The sequence below is a fragment of the Nocardia sp. NPDC004711 genome (genome assembly GCF_053601595.1).
On record NZ_JBSGCB010000034.1, the window covers coordinates 35,838 to 55,577 of the forward strand.

The 19,740-nt window shown below is 69.7% G+C and carries 18 protein-coding genes; 12 read left to right on the forward strand and 6 right to left on the reverse strand.

The genetic code is table 11. From position 1 onward, the window contains the following. Positions 1-66: 66 nt before the first annotated feature. From ybaK to ACWEKS_RS30625, 4 genes are all read left to right on the forward strand, one after another. Positions 67-561 carry a Cys-tRNA(Pro) deacylase gene (gene ybaK, locus ACWEKS_RS30610; RefSeq protein WP_452343295.1) on the forward strand — a complete coding sequence of 165 codons (495 nt, stop codon included), beginning with the start codon at positions 67-69 and terminating at the stop codon, positions 559-561. A gap of 155 nt (positions 562-716) precedes the next feature. Further along, complete coding sequence (locus tag ACWEKS_RS30615) at positions 717-1,265, forward strand: MarR family winged helix-turn-helix transcriptional regulator (RefSeq protein ID WP_452343296.1); 549 nt, start codon at positions 717-719, stop codon at positions 1,263-1,265. A gap of 71 nt (positions 1,266-1,336) precedes the next feature. Beyond that, positions 1,337-2,959, forward strand: coding sequence for an MDR family MFS transporter (locus tag ACWEKS_RS30620; RefSeq protein WP_452343346.1), 1,623 nt, complete (start codon positions 1,337-1,339; stop codon positions 2,957-2,959). Positions 2,960-3,131: 172 nt separating this feature from the next. Then, a complete protein-coding gene (locus ACWEKS_RS30625) occupies positions 3,132-3,428 on the forward strand; it encodes a hypothetical protein (RefSeq protein WP_452343297.1) in 297 nt (98 codons plus the stop codon). A 74-nt stretch (positions 3,429-3,502) separates the two neighbouring features. On the opposite strand, the gene ACWEKS_RS30630 is transcribed toward ACWEKS_RS30625, so the two are convergent. Beyond that, positions 3,503-4,270: an SOS response-associated peptidase gene (locus ACWEKS_RS30630; protein ID WP_452343347.1), complete on the reverse strand. Its 768-nt coding sequence runs from the start codon at positions 4,268-4,270 to the stop codon at positions 3,503-3,505. Positions 4,271-4,401: 131 nt separating this feature from the next. On the opposite strand from ACWEKS_RS30630, the gene ACWEKS_RS30635 reads away from it, so the two are divergent. Next, a complete protein-coding gene (locus tag ACWEKS_RS30635; protein WP_452343298.1) occupies positions 4,402-5,910 on the forward strand; it encodes an aldehyde dehydrogenase family protein in 1,509 nt (502 codons plus the stop codon). Positions 5,911-5,973: 63 nt separating this feature from the next. Here the strand turns inward: ACWEKS_RS30635 and ACWEKS_RS30640 are convergent, their stop codons facing one another. Next, the gene (locus ACWEKS_RS30640; protein WP_452343299.1) at positions 5,974-6,288 is read right to left on the reverse strand and encodes a hypothetical protein; all 315 of its coding nucleotides are present in this window, start codon (positions 6,286-6,288) and stop codon (positions 5,974-5,976) included. A 182-nt stretch (positions 6,289-6,470) separates the two neighbouring features. Here ACWEKS_RS30640 and aroA point away from each other — a divergent pair, with 182 nt between their 5' ends. The 4 genes from aroA to ACWEKS_RS30660 all read left to right on the forward strand — a co-directional run bounded on the left by aroA (position 6,471) and on the right by ACWEKS_RS30660 (position 9,589). After that, positions 6,471-7,754, forward strand: coding sequence for a 3-phosphoshikimate 1-carboxyvinyltransferase (gene aroA, locus ACWEKS_RS30645; RefSeq protein ID WP_452343300.1), 1,284 nt, complete (start codon positions 6,471-6,473; stop codon positions 7,752-7,754). Continuing rightward, complete coding sequence (gene rsgA, locus ACWEKS_RS30650; protein WP_452343348.1) at positions 7,751-8,758, forward strand: ribosome small subunit-dependent GTPase A; 1,008 nt, start codon at positions 7,751-7,753, stop codon at positions 8,756-8,758. Before aroA ends, rsgA begins: the two co-directional genes overlap by 4 nt. Positions 8,759-8,830: 72 nt before the next feature. Beyond that, entirely contained in the window at positions 8,831-9,049 is a 219-nt protein-coding gene (locus ACWEKS_RS30655) for a hypothetical protein (protein WP_452343301.1), read from the forward strand. Between the two features lie 15 nt (positions 9,050-9,064). Then, positions 9,065-9,589 carry a nitroreductase family deazaflavin-dependent oxidoreductase gene (locus ACWEKS_RS30660; protein ID WP_452343302.1) on the forward strand — a complete coding sequence of 175 codons (525 nt, stop codon included), beginning with the start codon at positions 9,065-9,067 and terminating at the stop codon, positions 9,587-9,589. Between the two features lie 57 nt (positions 9,590-9,646). On the opposite strand, the gene ACWEKS_RS30665 is transcribed toward ACWEKS_RS30660, so the two are convergent. Then, the gene (locus ACWEKS_RS30665) at positions 9,647-12,334 is read right to left on the reverse strand and encodes an AAA family ATPase (protein ID WP_452343303.1); all 2,688 of its coding nucleotides are present in this window, start codon (positions 12,332-12,334) and stop codon (positions 9,647-9,649) included. Between the two features lie 294 nt (positions 12,335-12,628). Here ACWEKS_RS30665 and ACWEKS_RS30670 point away from each other — a divergent pair, with 294 nt between their 5' ends. Both ACWEKS_RS30670 and ACWEKS_RS30675 read left to right on the forward strand, forming a co-directional pair. Next, positions 12,629-12,841 carry a hypothetical protein gene (locus tag ACWEKS_RS30670; RefSeq protein WP_452343304.1) on the forward strand — a complete coding sequence of 71 codons (213 nt, stop codon included), beginning with the start codon at positions 12,629-12,631 and terminating at the stop codon, positions 12,839-12,841. Between the two features lie 100 nt (positions 12,842-12,941). Beyond that, on the forward strand, positions 12,942-13,259 hold the full coding sequence (locus ACWEKS_RS30675) for a hypothetical protein (protein ID WP_379427423.1): 318 nt from the start codon (positions 12,942-12,944) through the stop codon (positions 13,257-13,259). 31 nt (positions 13,260-13,290) lie between these two features. Here ACWEKS_RS30675 and ACWEKS_RS30680 read toward each other — a convergent pair whose 3' ends face one another. Then, entirely contained in the window at positions 13,291-15,912 is a 2,622-nt protein-coding gene (locus ACWEKS_RS30680; RefSeq protein ID WP_452343305.1) for an AAA family ATPase, read from the reverse strand. Positions 15,913-15,964: 52 nt separating this feature from the next. Between ACWEKS_RS30680 and ACWEKS_RS30685 the strand changes: the two genes are divergently transcribed. Continuing rightward, complete coding sequence (locus ACWEKS_RS30685; protein WP_452343306.1) at positions 15,965-16,270, forward strand: hypothetical protein; 306 nt, start codon at positions 15,965-15,967, stop codon at positions 16,268-16,270. Between the two features lie 63 nt (positions 16,271-16,333). Here the strand turns inward: ACWEKS_RS30685 and ACWEKS_RS30690 are convergent, their stop codons facing one another. Further along, positions 16,334-16,573 (reverse strand): hypothetical protein, encoded by a 240-nt coding sequence (locus tag ACWEKS_RS30690; RefSeq protein WP_354833969.1) that lies wholly within the window; start codon positions 16,571-16,573, stop codon positions 16,334-16,336. A 164-nt stretch (positions 16,574-16,737) separates the two neighbouring features. Then, positions 16,738-19,572 (reverse strand): preprotein translocase subunit SecA, encoded by a 2,835-nt coding sequence (gene secA / locus ACWEKS_RS30695; protein ID WP_452343307.1) that lies wholly within the window; start codon positions 19,570-19,572, stop codon positions 16,738-16,740. Between the last annotated feature and the right edge of the window lie 168 nt (positions 19,573-19,740).

Consider the following 19,740-nt stretch of genomic DNA (forward strand, 5'->3'; position numbering starts at 1 on the left):
CAGGTGTGACGCTCACCCTGTTCCCAGCACCGGAAACCGGTTGCGTCCGCTGGATAGGGTGAGCCCATGGCTGCAGCTCCGACCCCGGCGATCAAGGCTCTGATGCAGGCGAAGGTGGACCACCGGGTGCACTCGTATGCCCATGACCCGCGCAGTGATTCGTACGGGGCGGAGGCGGTGGAGGCGCTCGCGAGCGAGCTCGGGGTTACCGCCGGGCAGATCTTCAAGACGCTGGTGATCGAACTGGGGTCGGGCGGGCTGGCGGTGGCGGTATTGCCGGTGCCGACCACGCTGTCGCTGAAGGCGGCGGCCGCGGCGCTGGGCGGCGGCAAGGCCGCCATGGCCGACAAGGCCAAGGCGGAGCGGACGACCGGGTATGTGCTGGGCGGGATTTCGCCGCTGGGGCAGAAGAAGCGGCTGCCGACCGTCGTCGACGAGTCGGCGCTGGAGTGGGATCGGGTGCTGTGCAGCGCGGGTAAGCGCGGGCTGGAGATCGAGCTCGCCCCGGCGGATCTGGTCCGGCTCACGGGAGCGGTGACGGCCGCGGTCGCAGTGGCCTGACCTGCCCAAGAGGGGCGAATTGTCCGATTCTCCCGTGAGCGGAGACACAACCTCCGGAAAAAGCTTGCCAAGGGACAACTATGTCGGAATACTTGCGCCGTACAACTAGTTGACGCATACAAGCAGTTGACCGACGCAAGGAGGTGAGACCGACCGTGACCGACGATGACCCGGCGACTACCCCCACCGACATCGACGACGGCCTTGTCGACGCCATCGCCTACGAGATCGCCCGGCTCACCAAACTGCGCGACCGCACCAATGCGCAGGTCGCGTCCATGACCCAGGGCGAGATCGAACCGGCCGCGTTCAGCATCCTGTTCCAGCTGATCCACGACGGCCCGAAACGCTCGGGCGCGCTGGCCGAGGCCCTCTATTCCGACGCCTCGACCATCAGCCGGCAGGTCGCGAGCCTGGTCAAGCGCGGACTCATCGAGCGCCGCGCGGATCCGGCCGACGGCCGGGTCAGCGTCCTCGACGTGACCGACACCGGCCGCACCGTGGCCGCCCAGATCCGGGCCCGCCGCAACGACTCGCTGCGCCACATGCTGGTCGGCTGGGATCCCGATGAACGGGAGACCTTCGCCGCCCTGCTGCGGCGCTTCGTCGACGGCTACGAGGAGACCCGGCAGCGCATGCTGGCCGACATCGCGGCCCACAAAGACCTTCAGTCCTATTACGCACCCGCGGAGAGCAATTCGTGACTACACAAACGGAAGTGGCGGAGCCGGAACTCAATTCGGCCGGCTTCACCCACAAGCAGATCCTGGTCATCATGAGCGGCCTGATCATGGGCATGCTGCTGGCGGCCCTGGATCAGACCATCGTGTCGACCTCCATCCGCACCATCGCCGATGAGCTGCACGGCTATTCGGCGCAGGCGTGGGTGACCACCGCCTACCTGATCACCTCGACCCTGGCGACGCCGCTCTACGGCAAGCTCTCGGACATGTACGGCCGCAAGCCGTTCTACCTGGCCGCCATCTCCATCTTCGTGGTCGGCTCCCTGGCCTGTTCCATGGCGACCTCCATGTACGAGCTGGCCGCCTTCCGGGCCTTCCAGGGCCTGGGCGCGGGCGGGCTGATGTCGCTGGCGCTGACCATCATGGGCGACATCGTGTCCCCGCGGGAGCGCGCCCGCTACCAGGGCTACTTCCTGGCCGTGTTCGGCACCTCCAGCGTGGTCGGCCCGGTCGTCGGCGGCATCCTGTCGGGCACCGACCAGATCCTGGGCGTCACCGGCTGGCGCTGGGTGTTCCTGGTGAACGTGCCGGTCGGCATCATCGCGCTGGCCGTGGTGACCCGCGTGCTCAAGCTGCCCAAGCGCCCCGTCACCAAGGTGCCGATCGACTGGATGGGCATCTCGGCGCTGATCGTCGGCCTGGTGCCGCTGCTGGTGGTCGCCGAGCAGGGCCGCGAATGGGGCTGGACCAGCAGCCATGCCATCCTCTGCTACGCGCTGGGCGCGATCGGCGTGCTGTCCTTCATCGCGATCGAGGCCAAGCAGGGCGACGCGGCGCTGATCCCGCTGCGCATGTTCAAGAACTCCACCTTCGCCCTCGGCGTGGTCATCTCGGTGGTGGTCGGTGCAGCCATGTTCGGCGGCATCACCCTGCTGCCGCAGTACCTGCAGGTGGTCCAGGGCGCGAGCCCGACCAAGGCGGGTCTGCTGATGCTGCCGCTGGTGGCGGGCATGATGACCGGCTCGATCCTGGCCGGCCAGCTGATCGCCCGGACCGGGCGGTACAAGTACTTCCCGCCGGTGGGCGCGGCGCTGCTGACCTCCGGCCTGTTCCTGCTGCACCTGGTGTCGGCCGACACCGAGCTGTGGGTCGTCATGATCTTCATGGCCATCACCGGCTTCGGCCTCGGCAACCTGATGCAGCCGCTGACCCTGGCGCTGCAGAACGCGTTGCCGCCCAAGGACATGGGCGTGTCCACCGCGGCCGCGACCTTCTTCCGGCAGATCGGTGGCACCCTGGGCGTGGCGGTGTTCCTGTCGGTGCTGTTCACCCAGCTGGCTCCGAACATCACCACCTCGCTGGAGAGTGTCCGGGGCGACCAGGCCTACACGCAGGCCGCCACGGACGCGGTGAAGGGCCCCGACTCGGTCGACAAGAAGGTCGTCCTCGGCCTGTCGAACCAGGAGACCGCGCCGGCGGTCGTGGGCCAGGTGCTCAACGACAGCTCGGTGATCCAGCAGCTGAATCCGACGCTGGCGCACCCTTTCAAGGAGGGCTTCGCCAAGTCCATGGACCGGGTGTTCCTGTCGGCCACCTTCGTGGCGCTGCTCGGATTCATCCTGGTGCTGTTCTGGAAGGAGGTGCCGCTGCGCAGCGCAGGTGGCATCCAGGCCAGAAAGGAAGCCGTCGAGGCGGCGGACGCCGCGGCGGTCTGATCGGCCGGACGACAATCGAATCGGCAATGCCCCCGACGCGGAGACGCGGCGGGGGCATTGCCCTTTCACAATTCGGCCGAATTTCTGTGAGTTACTTGGGAGCGCGCAGTGAGCTTGTTGTGAACCTTTTGTCCGCAAGGTCCTATACGAACCCGAGGATGTGATGCGGTTTATGTCTCACCATCGGCGAATTCGCACGGCCGTCGCCGCCGGAGCGCTGGTACTGGCACTGGGATCCGCCCCGCTGACGATCGCGCTCGCGACGGCCGCGCCGGTGCACGCCGCTCCGGTCAATCCGAGCTTCCCCGACCCGGGCGGCCCGGGCGGCGGGCAGCCGCAGAAGAAGGACGAGCGCATCGACAAGGCGGAGAAGCTCGGCGGCAACATCATCACCAGGATGATCGACTCGATGGCCGACACCCTGAAGTGCACGCTCAATATCGGGCTGCCGACCGTGAAGTGCGGTTGAGACGAACCCTCCAAGCTCCCGTGCCCCGCTGCGTTCCGCAGCGGGGCACAGTGCTGGAACGGGAAAGAAGACGGTCAGATCAGGCTGATCTGAACGGCCTGTTCGTCCACCTGCGCCAGCAGTTCGGGACCGTTGTTCTTGACACTGTTGACCAGCGACGGCACTTCGCGCACCAGAATGTCCGAAACCGCTGCGGGGTAAGGCGTTTCCAGCAGCGATTCGGGAGCGGGGTGGTCCGGGTCCAGCCACGCGTCCCAGTGCTCGCGCGGCATCGGCAGGGGCATGCGGTCGTGGACCTTGGTCAGATCGCCGACCGCATCGGTGGTCAGGATCGTGCAGGACAGCAGGGGCTGCGCCTCGTCGCCTTGACTGCGGTCACGCCAGACCGACCAGAGACCCGCCATATAGAGGCGTCCCCCGTCGGCGCGGGACATGAAATACGGCCGCTTGACGGCCTTTCCGAACGCGTCGGCCTCGGTGACCCACTCGTACCAGCCGTCCATGGGCACCAGGCAGCGGCGCTTCTTCACCGCATCACGGAAGGAAGCGGTGGTGGCGGCCTTGTCGGCGCGGGCATTGAACAGCGGTTTGCCCTTCACCGGGATTCCGGGCTCGGCGGCCTTGGTCCAGGGCGGGATCAGACCCCAGCGCATGGCCCGGATGCGCAGGGTGGCCGGGTCCTCCGGGTGGTCGCGGTCGTGGCGTTCGACGACCGTGAGCACCTTATTGGTGGGAGCCACGTTGTAATTCGGATCGAAGCCCTGGTCGCCGGTCTCGTCGATAGCGTCGAGCTCGACGGCCAGCTTCGCGGGATTCGTCGTGGTCGCGTATCTACCGCACATGACGACCATGCTGCCATCGGGTGCCGACAGCCACCAGAAGTGAATCGCCCGCGATGTGATGGCAATTGACATCACTTGGACGGTATGAGACGTTCGTCTCATCACACTCTCATCAAGGGACGCCGCCAATCATGACTGCAACCGAAACCGCCCCGCTCGATCAGGCCGACACGCTGACTTCGGTCAACCCTGCCACCGGCGAGGCCCTCGCCACCTACAAGATCGATGATGAGGCGGCGGTGCGCGCGGCCGTCGCCAAGGCCCGGACCGCCGCCGCCACCTGGGGTGCGCTGACCTACGCCGAGCGCAAGAAGCACATTCTGCGCTGGGGCAGCAAGCTGGTCGAGAAGTCCGACGAGCTCAGCGAGCTCATCCACGCCGAGAACGGCAAACCCCTCGACGACGCCTTCCTCGAGCTCATGCTGGCCCTCGAGCACATCAAGTGGGCCGCCTCCAATGCCGAGAAGGTGCTCAAGCCCAAGAAGGTCGCGCCCGGCGCGTTCATGGCCAATTTCGCCGCCCACCTGGAGTACCGCCCGCTCGGCGTGGTCGGCGTGATCGGGCCGTGGAACTACCCGATCTACACCCCGAACGGCTCCATCGCCTACGCACTGGCCGCCGGCAACTGCGTGGTCTTCAAGCCGAGCGAATTCTCCACCGGCATCGGCAATTTCGTGGCCAAGGCGTTCGCCGAGGCGAATCCGGAACTGCCGGACGGCGTCTTCATCACCATCAACGGCTACGGCGCGACCGGTGCGGCGCTGGTCAAGTCCGGCGTCGACAAGCTGGCCTTCACCGGATCCACCGCGACCGGCAAGAAGATCATGGCCTCCGCCGCCGAGACCCTCACCCCGGTGCTGCTGGAGTGCGGCGGCAAGGACGCGGTGATCGTGGCCGCGGACGCCGACGTCAAGGCCGCCGCCGACGCGGTCGCCTGGGGCGCCACCGCCAACTCCGGCCAGACCTGCGCGGGCGTGGAGCGGGTGTACGTGGACAAGGCGGTCGCCGACGAGTTCGTCGCCGAGGTCAAGCGCATCCTCACCGACATCAAGCCGGGTTCGGACAGCAAGGCCTCCTACGGTCCGATGACCATGCCCAGCCAGGTCGACATCGTGCGCCGGCACATCGACGACGCGCTCAAGAACGGCGGCAAGGCCGTGCTGGGCGGGCCCGAATCGGTCAAGGGGCCCTTCATCGAACCGGTCGTGCTGGTCGACGTGGACGAGTCCTCGGATGCGGTGTGCGAGGAGACCTTCGGGCCGACCGTCACCATCCGCACCGTCAACGGCGTCGACGAGGCCGTGGAGCTGACCAACAAGAGCAAGTACGGGCTCGGGTCGGCGGTGTACTCGAAGAACCAGGGCATGGAGATCGCCCGGCGCCTCCAGGTCGGCTGCACCTCGGTGAACTCGGTGCTGTCCTACGCGGCGATCTCGGGGCTGCCGTTCGGTGGCGTGCGCGACTCCGGCATCGGCCGCATCCACGGTGCGCCGGGCCTGCTGGAATTCTCGCGTCCGCACTCGATCGCGGTGCAGCGCTTCGCGATTCCCGGCATGGCGCTGCTGTCCTACACCCGCACCGACCGGACCATGAAGCTGCTGCGCAAGATCGTGCCGCTGATTCACGGGCGCGCCAAGTAGGGAGAGCCGACCCCGGGACTCTCAGGGATAGCCGGTCTCCGTACGGAGACCGGCATTTCGCGTTCAAGGAGCCGGTGGCAAGGGCGTGGGGGCGAAGAACTCCTCGAGCGGGGTGGGACCGGTGTAGCGCTGACAGTTGCAGCGCGCCCAGGCCTTGAGACCGACGCCGGTCTTACGGAACGTCTCGGCGTGGCAATGACCCGCTTCGCGGTCGTGCAGGGCGAGGTCGTGGCCACAGCCGCAGACGGCCGGGCCGGCCGCGGCGCCGGCCTTGCTGCGGCGGGAGCCGAATCGGCCCGCGAGCCAGCCGCCGCCGACGAGCGCGCCACCGATTACGAGGCTGAGGGGATCGATCACCCGACCAGCATACGTACTCATATACGTATACGTCTAGGCTCGTCCACGCCCGACGGAACGACCGATCTGGCGAGTCCCGGGGTAACTCATCGGGCACGGGCTCAGTCGGGCACGGCACCCGACCGCCGGTCCGCGACGCAAGTCCCGGGAGAATTATCGGTCGGCGAAAAGGCTCGGGGAGGCGGGAGTGCGAAGATGGCCTTGTGACTTTTTGGCCCGCGCCCCACGTCCGAATTCCCGTCCACGCGACCGTGACCCTGCCCGGGTCCAAATCCATTACCAATCGGGCGCTGATCCTCGCCGCGCTGGCGGATCGGCCGTCCACCATCACCGGCGCGCTGCGCAGCCGGGATACCAACCTCATGATCGCGGCGTTGCGGGCCATGGGCACCGGCATCGAAGGCGAGGGCGAGACCCTCACCGTCACCCCGCCCGCCGAGTTCACCAGCGCCATGGTCGATTGCGGGCTCGCGGGCACCGTCATGCGCTTCCTGCCGCCGGTCGCGGCGCTGGCGCGCGGCGATGTCGCCTTCGACGGCGACGAGCAGGCGCGGATGCGGCCGCTCGGCACGATCCTGGACGCGCTGCGCGCACTGGGCCTCGACATCGACGGCAACCAGCTGCCGTTCGTGGTGCACGGCATGGGCGCACTGCGCGGCGGGCCGGTCACCATCGACGCCTCGAGCTCCTCGCAGTTCGTGTCCGGGCTGCTGCTGTCGGCGGCGCGGTTCGAGCAGGGCGTCACCGTGAACCACGACGGCGCGGCGCTGCCGTCCATGCCGCATATCGAGATGACCGTGGAGATGCTGCGGCGGGCCGATGTTCGCGTGGACGCGCCCAACGATCCGCGCAAGGCGCAGACCTGGACCGTGGCCCCCGGCCCGATCCGGGCGGTGGACTGGGAGGTCGAGCCGGACCTGTCCAATGCCACCCCGTTCCTGGCGGCGGCGGCCGTCACCGGCGGCGAGGTGAGCATTCCGCACTGGCCGCGGCTCACCACCCAGCCGGGCGACGTGATCCGGGAGATCCTGGTGCGCATGGGCGCCGAGGCGCGCTTCTTCGACAGCGTGCTCACCGTGCGCGGGCCCGAGCGCCTGGCCGGCATCGACATCGACCTGCACGACGTGGGCGAGCTGACCCCGACCGTGGCCGCCCTTGCGGCACTGGCGGATTCGCCGTCCCGGCTGCGCGGCATCGCGCACCTGCGCGGGCACGAGACCGACCGGTTGGCCGCACTCGCCACCGAGATCAACCGGCTGGGCGGCAAGGTCACCGAGACCGAGGACGGGCTGGCCATCGTGCCCAGTCCGCTCACCGGCGGGCAGTGGCGCTCCTACGCCGACCACCGGATGGCCACCGCCGGCGCGATCATCGGCCTGGTGACGCCGGGTGTGGAGATCGAGGACATCGGCACCACCGCCAAGACGCTGCCGAACTTCGTCGACCTCTGGGACAGCATGCTCGGCTCGTCGGGAGCAGACCACTGAGGCGGCGCGAGTACGACGAGTCCGATGTCCGGGTACGCCCGGGCAAGGGCTCGCGTCCGCGCACCAAGACCCGGCCGCAGCACCTGGATGCCGAAGCGGCCATGGTGGTTTCGGTGGACCGCGGCCGCTGGGGGTGCGTGCTGGACGGGGATCCGGACCGGCCGCTGACGGCCATGCGGGCGCGCGAGCTCGGCCGGACGCCGATCGTGGTCGGCGATCAGGTGGACGTGGTCGGCGACCTGTCCGGCAAGCCCGACACCCTGGCCCGCATCGTGCGGGTGGTCGATCGGCGAACGGTCTTGCGCCGCACCGCCGATGACACCGATCCGTTCGAGCGCGTGGTGGTGGCCAATGCCGAGCAGCTGTTCATCGTGGTGGCGCTGGCCGATCCGCCACCGCGCACCGGATTCGTGGAGCGGGCCATGGTGGCGGCGTATGTCGGTGGGCTGCAACCGATTCTGTGCCTGACCAAGCACGATCTGGCCGCCGACTCCGAATTCGCCTCGGCCTTCGAGGATTTGGATCTGACCATCGTCTACGGCGGCATCGAGGACCCGCTGGAGCCGGTGCTGGACCTGCTGGACGACAGGCTGACCGCGCTCATCGGGCACTCCGGGGTGGGCAAGTCGACCCTGGTGAACCGGCTGGTTCCGGAGGCGGAGCGCGCCGTCGGTGAGGTGTCCGGGGTCGGCAAGGGGCGGCACACCTCGACCCAGTCGGTGGCACTGCCGCTGCCCGACGGCGGCTGGGTCGTCGACACGCCCGGCGTGCGCTCGTTCGGCCTGGCACACATCACCCCCGACGACGTCATCCAGGCGTTCTCCGATCTGGCCGACGCCATCGAGAACTGCCCACGCGGCTGCACCCACCTGGGCCCGCCCGCCGACCCGGAGTGCGCGCTCGACGAACTGCCCGGCAAGGAGCTCCGGGTGGCGGCCATCCGCCGCCTGCTCACCGCCCTCAATTCGAACGATCCGTGGTTCCGGGGCAGTAGCGACACCTGAAGCTAGCCCTGAGTTAGCTGGGAAATCGCCCATTCGATACCTTTTGTGCATAACCGGCACGAAGGGATGGTCATGAGCGAAGAACTTCCCGAGTTGCAGCACGCCAATGGGCAGCGGCACAGCGATGTCCGGCCCGCACCCGACGAGCCCGATAGATCGGGGCGGGAACAGGACGAGTCCGGGCCGCGGGACCAGGACGAGACCCTGGCGCCCGCGCATCCGGACGACCGGTCCCCGGCCGGCGCGCACGATTGGCAGGACGACTGGGATCGGGCGCGCTGGGCGCCCTAGCAACATAATCGGGGCATGGCATTCGCTGAATGGCGGCGCCGGCCCGAGGCGCCCGCCCGCTGGAACCCGCTCCCGCGACTGGGCCGCGGCCTGGCCCGCCGCCGGACCGTCATGCGCATCGCACCGGCGGTGTTCGCGCTCGAACGCTTGACGCGGCGAGTGACGCACGGCCGCAAGGGAATACTCGATGTCGCGGGTCTGCCCGCGCTGCAGCTCACGGTGGCCGGCCGCCGCACCGGCCTGCCGCGCACGGTCAGCCTGCTCTACGTCCCGGACCCGTACGACGAGAAGCGCTTCCTGATCGTTTCGTCGAACTGGGGCCTGCCCGAACAGCCGTCCTGGTCGGCCAATCTGCGCGGCGCCGAACGGGCCGAACTGCTGGTCCGCGGGGAACGGTTCCCGGTCGAGGTGCGGCAGCTGACGGGCGCCGAGCGGGATCGCGCGTGGCGGCGGGCGCTGGAGTTCTGGCCGGGTTACGCGATGGAGCAGCGACTCGCGGGCACTCGCCGTTTCCGGCTGTTCGAGCTCACCCGGACCTGATCCGGAAATTGCTGCTGGACATTAGCTGTCAGCATGCGCGGCAGCCGGAACCACGCCTCAGTGCGGGCGCGTCAGGCGCATGCCATTGTCGAAGTCGATGCCCCGCAGCTCGGAACGGCTGGTGAGACCCAGCTTCTCGAGAATCCGGGACATGTGGTGCCCGACCGTGCGCGGGCTGACGAACAGTTCCGCGCCGATCTCCCGGTTGGTGAGCCCCTGGGCGGCCAGCCGGGCCACCTGGGACTCCTGCGCGGTGAGCGGTGTCGAGCCGGCGCCGGGCTTGGCGCCGGTGCCGGTGAGCTCCAGCTCGGAGCGGGTGCGGGTGGCCCAGGCGGCGGCGCCGATGAGGTCGAAAGCGTCGGCGGCGGCGCGCAATTGCTCGGCGGCGTCGCGGCGGCGGCGGACCCGGCGCAGCCACTTGCCGTAGAGCAGCTGGGTACGGGCGCGGCCGAAGCTGGTATGCCGGGTGTCGCCGACCGCCAGGGCGCGGCGGTAGTAGTGCTCGGCGCGGTCCTCGTCGGCCAGCAGTGCCCGGCAGGAGTAGGCGGTCGTCAGCGCCCAGCGGGCTCGCGTGCGCCGCGTCCAGGCCGCGATCAGCTCTGCGTACTCGGCCGCCTCGTCGAAACGGCCCACGCGGCAGGCGGCCTCGACCGTGTCGAGGGTGGCCAGCCGGGCCAGCGTGGGATGCGCGGCCTCGTGGCCGGGCAGGTACAGCGCGCGCAGGCGGCGATAGGCCGACTCGGCATCCCCGGCGGTCAGCGAGTGGAAGCCGTGATGCCAGTACGCGCCGCCGATCAGCGCCGACACCGCGTGCGGGCGGGCCAGGGCCAGCGCGCGATCCACGCTCTCGGCCACCGTGTCCGCGTCGCCGCGCTGGGCGGCCAGCCGGGCCCGCAGGTTCCAGCACTGGGCCAGGATATTGGCCGCGCCCGCGCCCGCGGCCAGCTCGAACACCTCGGCCAGGGTGCTCTCCCCCGCCTCCCAGTGACCGGTGGCGAACTGCACCACGGCCAGTTGCGGCAGCACGCCGAGCGCGGCCGGCCGGCCGCCCGAATTGCGCAGGCCCCCGGCCACTCTGAGGTACGGCTCCAGCGCCTGCTCGGCCAGACCCCACTCGAGCAACTGCCCGGCCGGCGGCAGCAGATGTGCGGCCGCGATGGGCGAGGGCGCGGCCCCGGCCGCTTCGAGCTGACCGTCCAGCGGCAGGTCCGCGGCGCGGCCCACCGACCAGGCCGCCCGGTCGGCGAGCAGCCGCAGGCCGGCCGCGAGGTCGGCGCCGCCGCCCTGCCATGGCGAATCCGGGCTCACGGCAGCGGTTTCCGGCCTCGCGGCGGATGCGCGGACGGCCTCGGCATCACGCAGCAGCAGGATGTGCGCCTGGGCCGGGTCGCCGGTGACGAATTCCAGCAGGCCGGGCAGGCCCCCGCTGGCCGTGGCGATCGCGGCGGGCGTGGTGCGGGTCTGGGCGAGGGCGAGCAGGCGCTGTGCCGACTCGATATCACCGCCCTCCCAGGCGAATCGGGCCGCACCGGCCAGCCGCACCCCGGCGGTGTCCGGGTCCGGGGTGATGGCCGCGGCGCGGCGCAGCACCGCGGCCGCGGCCAGCGTTCCGGCGCGGGCCCGCACCCGCTCGGCACCGTCGGCGAGCGACTGTGCCAGCGTGGGATTCGGGCCGTCGAGGACGGCGGCCAGCTGCCAGGTGCGCAGGTCGCCGTTCTCGGCGCCGGGCAGGGCATCGGCCAGGGCCAGGTGGACGGTGCGGCGCTCGGCCGTGGACGCGGCGTCGTAGGCCGCGCCGCAGAACAGACGATGCCGCATTTCGACGCGCCCGTCGGTGACCGTGAGCAGCCCGGCCGCCACCGCCGACTCCCAATCCGCCGCGGTGACACCGAGTTCGGTCGCGGCCGTCGCGACCGGGCACAGCGTGCCCCGATCCTCCGCGGCCACCACGGTCAGCAGGGTGCGCACTCGCGGCTCCAGGGCGGCCAGCCGATCGGCGAAGGCGGCACGCAGCCGCGGACCGAAAAGCGCCGGTCCGCAGCCGATTCCGGCGCCGTCCTCGGAGTCGATGGGAAATTCCTGCAGCGCCAGCGGATTGCCGTCGGCCAGCCGCAGCATGCGCGACGCGCGCGGCTCGCCGATGCCGCCGGAGCGCAGGGCCAGCAGCCGTCGCGCGTGCGCCTCGGTCAGCGGTGCGACGGGCAGCACGGGCAGCGGCTGCCACACCGTGGTGGCCGGGCATTCGCGTATCGCGGCCAGCAGCGCCACCCGGCCGGCGCCCAGGCGGCGCAGCGCGAAGGTGAGCGCCTGCCCGGTCGCGGCATCCACCCACTGGGCGTCGTCGACGATGAGCAGCAACGGCCGTTCCCGGGCGACCGTCGCCAGCAGTGTCACCAGGGCCGCGCCCACCAGGAAGCGATCGGCCGGCCCGGCGTCCCGGCCGAGGGCCGCGGCCAGGGCCCGCGCCTGCGGGACGGGCAGCGCGGCGACCCGATCGATCAGTGAGAGCAGCAGTTCGTGCAGCGCGCCGAAATCCCGCTCCGATTCGGCGGGAAATCCACGGCAGGTCACCACTCGAAAATCGGTGGCACGTAGCTCGGCATCGCGTAACAGTGCGGTTTTTCCGATTCCCGGTTCACCCCACAAGAGCAATCCCCCGCCGCGACCGGCGCGCGCCTCGCTCAATACGCGAGACAGTTCGGCCTGTTCTCGCTCCCTCCCCTGGAGCACCCGGATATCGCGCACATCGCAAGCTACCTCGATCCCCGAGAGCCGGACAAACTCGACGTCGCCGCCGTCCCATCGACTGAGATCACCTGGGAGATATGCGATTCCGAGTCTTTCAACGATGACCGATACGATGACCGATACAGCGACCGATTTTGATTCGCACCCCGTCGGCTAAAATGCTGCGCGAATTCGATCCAAAATCGGGCGACTCGCCCAATTCGATATCCATTGCATTCCCAGAAGATTGCGTGCTAAACATTCGTCCTCAGCTGAATTTCCGCTGATTCGTTTGATTCCAAAGGAGATTTCATGCGCAAGATCCGTGTTCTGGGTGTGGCCGCCGCTGCCACCGGTCTGCTGTTCGCCGGTGCGGGCCTGGCTGCCGCCGACGGCACCGCCCCGACCACCCCCGCCACGCCGACCACCGGATCGGCCGAGATCCTCACCAACCTCATCAAGGCGCTGATCACCGGTAGCGCCTCCACCCCGGGCACGACCACGACCACCACCACCGGAAACTGATCCGACCGGTTGCCACGCCGTCCCGGATCGACGCCGAAGGGGGTCGCCGATCCCGGCGGCCCGGGGTGCGGACACCGCCGGAAATAGTTAGCCTGCCGAGGTGGAAGACCGTGAGCGCAAGGAATTTTCGCCGCTCCTCGACGACGCCCTCGGGCCCGGCGCGCCCGTCACCCCGGAAGTCCGGATAGGGCGCAACGATCCGGAAGGCGTGCTGCCGGAATGCGTGCGCTGTGGAAAGCCCGCCGCCCTGCACCTGCGGGCGGTGTGGCTTTCCACCCGCGCCGTGCTCGCCGGAGACACCGATGTGGACAACCTGATCCAGGTACACGCCTGCGGAGGCTGCGCGGGCAGCGTGGCCGGGATGATCCTCATCAACTGGGACCCGCGCTACTGGGGCGAGTCGGTCCACCTGGAATGACGCCCAGGAGCGTCACTCCGATACGAGAACTTCAGCGCGGCCGCACAATTCGCATGCCATTGTCGAAATCCACGTCGACCAGATCGGTCCGGCCGCTGAGCCCGAGCTTGCCGAACACCCGCGACAGGTGATGGCCCACCGTGCGCGGGCTCAGGAACAGGTCGGTCCCGATCTCCCGATTGGTCAGGCCCTGCGCCGCCAGCCGCGCGACCCGCAGCTCCTGCGCCGTCAGCACCGAGGTCTCGCCGTGCGCGGTGACCGGTGCGGCCCGGCGGCCGGTCAGCTCGAGCTCCTGCCGGGCGCGCAGCACCCACCGGGCCGCGCCCATGCCCTCGAACGCCTCGGCGGCCGTGCGCAATTGCTCGGCCGCGTCGGCGCGCCGCCGGGCCCGGCGCAGCCACTTGCCGTAGAGCAGCTGGGTGCGGACATGATGCAGATCGTGGCGGGTGCGCCGGACGGCCAGCGCACGCCGGAAGTAGTGGTCGGCGCGATCCCCGGAGCACAGCAGGGCCCGGCAGGTGTAGGCGGCCGAGAGCGCCCAATCCGCGCGGGACCGCACCGCCCAATCCCGGATCTCCCCGTAGTATTCGAGCGCGTCGGCCTGCCGGCCGACCCGGGTGGCGGCCTCCACCAGCTCCACCGCGGCCAGCCGCGCGTAGGTCGGATGCCGGGCGTCGTGCCCCGGCTGGGCCAGGGTCCGCAGCCGCAGGTACGCGGTCTCCGGATCACCGAGGCTCAGCGCGTGGAAGCCCAGATGCCAGTGCGCCGACGCGATGAGCGCATGCGCCCGGCGCGGCCGCGCCAGCGCCAGCACCCGGTCCGCGCTGTCCAGCACCGTATCCGAATCACCGTGCAGCGCGGCGATCTTCGCGCGCAGGGCCCAGCACTGGGCGAGCACGTTCTCCACCCCGCCCGCCGCGGCCAGCTCGAACGCCTCGGCCAGGGTCTGCTCGGCGGCCGCGAACCGGCCATTGGCGAACTGGATGATCGCCAGCTGCGGTAGTAGCGACACCGCGGCGGGCGCCGAACTGCCCCGCAGGTACGCCGCCGCCTGGGTGTACGGCTCCAGGGCCGCGTCGGCCAGCCCCCACAGCAGCACCAGCGGCGCGGGCGGCAGCGGCCGGACCATGGTGTGGAAGCGCGAAATACCCTCCCGCACGGTCATTTCCGCGGGATCCAGATCGAGGACGCCGTGCCCGGCCACCCAGCGCGCGCGTTCGGCGTCGATCCGCAGGTGCGCGGCGGTCTCGGGATCCACCAGCTCGGCATCGCGCAGCAGCAGCCGGCTCGCCCGCTCCGGTTCTCCCGCAACGAATTCCAGTAGCCCGGCCAGCCCGCGCCCGGCCACCGCGGCGCGCTCCGGCCCGAGCCGGGCGGTGGCACGATCGAGCAGGCCGCGCGCGGAGGCGATATCGCCGCCCGCCCAGGCGGATCGACCGGCCGCGGCCAGCCGCTCCCCCGCCCGCTCCGGATCCGGCGTGATGGCGGCGGCCTGCCGCAGCATGGCCGCGGCGGTCATGTGCCCGTGATCCGCGCCGGCGGCCGCCGCGGCCAAGGCCGCGGCCAGCTCCTCGTCGGGGCACTCGGCGGCCATGGCCCGGTGCCAGATACGCAGATCCGCCGTGCCCGGTCCGGTCAGCGCGTCCGCCACGGCCAGCTGCGCGGCGCGGCGCTCGGCGGCCGTGGCGGCGTCGTGAACGGCGGCGCACAGCAGGGCGTGGGCACGTTCCACCCTGCCGTCGCCGACCGTGAGCATGCCTGCGGCCGTGGCGAATTCCCACGCGGCGGCATCGACGCCGAGGGCCGCCGCGGCGGTGGTCACGATACCCAGCACGCCGCGGGTCTCGGTGGCGGCGACGGTCAGCAGCACGCGCACCCCGGCGGGCAGCGCGGCGACGCGATCGCGGAAGGCCGCGCGCAGTCCGGGCCCCAGCGCCATCGGCTCGGGCGCGGTGCCCGCGAGATCACCGACGACATCCGGCAATTCGTGCAGGGCCAGCGGATTGCCACCGGCCACGGCGAGGATCCGGGCCAGCCGCAACGCGCCCAGCGGGCCGTGCCGCTCGGCGACGAGACGGCGAGCGTCGGCCTCGGGCAGGCCGGTGACCGGCAGCGCGGGCAGTTCCCGCCAGAGCGTGTCGGCCGGATCGTCGCGCAGTGCCACCAGCAGCGTCACCGGCGCCGCGGTCAGCCGGCGGCTGGCGAACACGAGCGCCTGCGCCGACTCCGGATCCACCAGCCGGGCCTGGTCCACGACCAGCAGCAGCGGGCCCTCGGCCGCGAGCGCCGACAGCAGCCGCACCAGGGCGGCGCCGACCAGGAAGGCGTCGGCCGCACCGGTGTGCAGGCCGAGCGCCACGCTCAGGGCCCGAGACTGGGCGGTGGGCAGCGTCGGCAGCCGGTCGGCCACCGGCAGCAGAAGTTCGTGCAGGGCAGCGAAATTCAGTTCGGATTCGGTGCTCATACCCTGACAGCGCAGCACCCGGAAATCGGCGGCGCGATCGACGGCGGTGCGCAGCAGCGCGGTCTTGCCGATGGCCGGATCGCCGTACAGCACCAGCGCCGATCCCCGCCCCGAACGGGCCGCCGCGAGAGCGCGATCCAACTGGCTCCGTTCACATTCCCGCCCGTAAAACTTCAGGTCCTCCCACACATCCGGGAATTTAGCCCAGCTAATAGAGCGCAACCAAGCTACCGCCGAGTAAATGGCACAAAATGTCTTGAATGACGCACATCACAAATTTGAGGGGAGTAATTCAATTAACGCGCAACCCGGTTCGCGCGATAAAAATGCCCTTGATTGCGATCCCAGCGAAGTGAAAAGGGCACGAATGGGATTCGGATCGGCGGCAGGCCGCAACGACCGCGCCCAGAGTCCGAATACCCCTTGCCGGGCTGCCGAAACACCTGAGCGGCAGGAAATTTCACCGAACGCCGGCCCGGGCGGCTCTGCGGTCGTCCGAATTGTCCGTTCTTTCGGCATCAGCCCTCTGATTCATTCCCGAAAATGACAGTGCCCCCGGCGATTTCGCCGAGGGCACGGTTTCCGTTCGAGCCGGGGAGCCGGCATTCGATCAACGGAAGATGGTCATGTACCACAGGCCGTCGGCGCCCTGATCGCACCGCCACTGCCAGCCGTCCTCACCGCGCAGCTGCACGCCGCCCGCCTGGAACTGGCCGCCATTGCCGTCGGCGGCGCAGGCGTCGACGGTGGCGTAGTTACCGTCGACAGTCAGGGTCTCCGCGTGCGCGGTCGCGGCGCCCAGCCCGGCGATGCCCAGGGCCATGGCGGTGAGGGCAAAAGTCTTGCGCATGATCGTGATTCCTTCCTGCTCGGCCGCCCCACGGCGACCGGACTGGAACCCATTTCAGCGAACCGATCGTGACTGTTTCATGACCACGCGAAAACCGCTGGTCCAGACCGGAAAACACTGCGCCCCGGGTGTGAACACCCGGGGCGCAGTGGGTTTCGCTTGGCTCAGTGGCGGCGCTTGGAGCGCGGGGCGCGGTCGGCCTTGCCCTGGGCGCGGGCCGCCTCACGGCGCTCGCGGCGGGTGCCGCCCTGACCGTCCTCGAGGCCGTACTCGTCACGGTCGCTGCGGATGGCGGCGTGACCGCCCTCGTCCGGACCGGAGTAGGACAGGCCGCGCGGACCGGACTCGTCGATGCCCTTGGCGCGCAGGGCCGCCGGAGCGCCATTGCCGTTGGCGGCCGCGTCCTCCTCGGTGGGGAGCGGGCGGTTGCCGACCGGCGACTGCAGGCCCGCGGCCACGTTCACGCCGACCGGCTGCGGCTGCTGCACCTCGACCTGGAGGTTGAACAGGAAGCCGACCGACTCCTCCTTGAGGCCGTCGAGCATGGCCGCGAACATGTCGAAGCCCTCGCGCTGGTACTCGACCAGCGGGTCGCGCTGCGCCATCGCGCGCAGGCCGATGCCCTCCTTGAGGTAGTCCATCTCGTAGAGGTGCTCACGCCACTTGCGGTCCAGGACGCTCAGCAGGATCTGGCGCTCCAGATTGCGCATGCTGCCCTCGCCCGCGAGGCCGTCGATCTCCGACTCGCGGTTGTCGTAGGCGGCGTGCGCGTCCGCGAGCACCGCGTCCAGCAGCTCCTCTCGGGTCAGCTCGCCCACCTCGCCGCCGTCGCTCTCGCCGGTGAGGTCCTTGTAGTCGATGCCGATGGGGTACAGCGTCTTCAGCGCGCCCCACAGCTTCTCCAGATCCCAGTCCTCGACATAGCCCTCGGCCGTGGCGCCATTGACGTAGGCGGTGATCACGTCGGTGATCATCTCCTGCACCTGGCCCTCCATGTCCTCGCCCTCGAGGATGCGGGCGCGCTCGGCGTAGATCACCATGCGCTGCTGGTTCATGACCTCGTCGTACTTGAGGACGTTCTTGCGGATCTCGAAGTTCTGCTGCTCGACCTGGGTCTGCGCGGACTTGATGGCACGCGAGACCATCTTGGCCTCGATCGGCACATCGTCGGGCAGATTCAGCCGGGTCATGATCGACTCGAGCGCGGCGCCGTTGAAGCGCCGCATCAGCTCGTCACCCAGCGACAGGTAGAACCGGGACTCGCCCGGGTCGCCCTGACGGCCGGAACGACCGCGCAGCTGGTTGTCGATGCGCCGCGACTCGTGCCGCTCGGTACCCAGCACGTAGAGGCCACCCGCGTCGCGGACCGCCTCGGCGTCCTCGTCCACCTGCTCCTTGACCCGCTCCAGGGTCGGGTGCCAGTGGGCCTCGTACTCGTCCGGGGTCTCCACCGGGTCCAGGCCCTGCCGGCGCAGCAGGATGTCGGCGATGATGTCCGGGTTGCCGCCCAGCACGATGTCGGTACCACGGCCGGCCATATTGGTGGCGACGGTGACCGCGCCCGGGCGACCCGCCTCGGCGACGATCTGCGCTTCCTGCTCGTGGAACTTGGCGTTCAGCACGTTGTGCGGGATACCGCGCTTGGTCAGCAGCTTGGACAGATACTCCGAGCGCTCGACCGAGGTGGTGCCGACCAGGACCGGCTGACCCAGCTCGTGCTTCTCCTGGATGTCGTCGGCGACCGCGGCGAACTTGGCCTCTTCGGTCTTGTAGATCAGGTCGGACTGATCGGCGCGAACCATCGGCTTGTTGGTGGGGATCGGCACCACGCCCAGGCCGTAGGTCTGGTGCAGCTCGGCCGCCTCGGTCTCGGCGGTACCGGTCATGCCCGAGAGCTTGTCGTAGAGACGGAAGTAGTTCTGCAGCGTGATGGTGGCCAGCGTCTGGTTCTCCGGCTGGATCTCCACGCCCTCCTTGGCCTCGATGGCCTGGTGCATGCCCTCGTTGTAGCGGCGGCCCACCAGGATTCGGCCGGTGAACTCGTCGACGATGATGACCTCGCCGCTGCGGACGATGTAGTCCTTGTCCTTGGCGTAGAGCTCCTTCGCCTTGATGGCGTTGTTCAGGTAGCTCACCAGCGGCGAGTTGGCCGCCTCGTACAGGTTGTCGATGCCCAGCTGGTCCTCGACGAATTCGACGCCCGCCTCGTGCACACCGATGGTGCGCTTCTTGATGTCGACCTCGTAGTGCAGGTCCTTCTTCAGCAGCGGCGCGATGCGCGCGAACTCCGCGTACCACTTCGAGGAGGCGTCGGCCGGGCCCGAGATGATGAGCGGGGTACGGGCCTCGTCGATGAGGATGGAGTCGACCTCGTCGACGATGGCGAAGTAGTGCCCGCGCTGGACCAGATCGTCCAGCGAGTGGGTCATGTTGTCGCGCAGGTAGTCGAAGCCGAACTCGTTGTTGGTGCCGTAGGTGATGTCCGCGGCGTACGCCTCGCGGCGCTCGGCCGGGCTCATGCCGCCCAGGATCACGCCGACCTCGAGACCGAGGAAGCGGTGCACGCGGCCCATCCACTCGGCGTCGCGCTTGGCCAGGTAGTCGTTGACGGTGACGACGTGCACGCCCTCGCCGGAGATGGCGTTGAGGTAGGCGGGCAGCACACAGGTCAGGGTCTTGCCCTCACCGGTCTTCATCTCCGCCACATTGCCGATGTGCAGGGCGCCGCCGCCCATGATCTGCACCTTGTAGTGCTTCTGGTTCAGCACTCGCCAGGACGCTTCCCGCGCGGTCGCGAAGGCTTCCAGCAGCAGCTCGTCGAGGCTCTCGCCGTCGGCGTAGCGCTGCTGGAACTCCGCGGTCTTGGCCTGCAGCTCGGCGTCGGTGAGGGCCGTGTACTCCTCGTCGAGGGCGATGACCTCGTCCGCCAGACTTGCCAGCCGCTTGACCGTGCGACCTTCACCAATCCGTAGCAACCTTGAAAAACTCAGCGCAGGCACGGGTCTTGTAGTCCTCTGGTCGGTGTTGTCGGTAGCCCCCACCATGGCGGGAAGCCTGCGCGCGGGCGCGCAATCACTAGCCATGGTAATCCGGAGCCCATCGTAGGTGCTGAACTGCGCGGGCGAGGGCGTGCGTGCTGAGGGAAAGCTGTGAAACCGGGCCGCCCG

Coding starts and splice junctions, on each gene's coding strand:
- ACWEKS_RS30635 (WP_452343298.1), top strand. CDS start 4,402: ATGACTGCAACCGAAACCGCCCCGCTCGATCAGGCCGACACGCTGACT.
- ACWEKS_RS30620 (WP_452343346.1), top strand. CDS start 1,337: ATGAGCGGCCTGATCATGGGCATGCTGCTGGCGGCCCTGGATCAGACC.
- ACWEKS_RS30630 (WP_452343347.1), bottom strand. CDS start 4,270: ATGTGCGGTAGATACGCGACCACGACGAATCCCGCGAAGCTGGCCGTC.
- ACWEKS_RS30685 (WP_452343306.1), top strand. CDS start 15,965: ATGGCACAAAATGTCTTGAATGACGCACATCACAAATTTGAGGGGAGT.
- ACWEKS_RS30625 (WP_452343297.1), top strand. CDS start 3,132: ATGTCTCACCATCGGCGAATTCGCACGGCCGTCGCCGCCGGAGCGCTG.
- ybaK (WP_452343295.1), top strand. CDS start 67: ATGGCTGCAGCTCCGACCCCGGCGATCAAGGCTCTGATGCAGGCGAAG.
- ACWEKS_RS30655 (WP_452343301.1), top strand. CDS start 8,831: ATGAGCGAAGAACTTCCCGAGTTGCAGCACGCCAATGGGCAGCGGCAC.
- ACWEKS_RS30660 (WP_452343302.1), top strand. CDS start 9,065: ATGGCATTCGCTGAATGGCGGCGCCGGCCCGAGGCGCCCGCCCGCTGG.
- ACWEKS_RS30670 (WP_452343304.1), top strand. CDS start 12,629: ATGCGCAAGATCCGTGTTCTGGGTGTGGCCGCCGCTGCCACCGGTCTG.
- ACWEKS_RS30640 (WP_452343299.1), bottom strand. CDS start 6,288: ATGAGTACGTATGCTGGTCGGGTGATCGATCCCCTCAGCCTCGTAATC.
- ACWEKS_RS30690 (WP_354833969.1), bottom strand. CDS start 16,573: ATGCGCAAGACTTTTGCCCTCACCGCCATGGCCCTGGGCATCGCCGGG.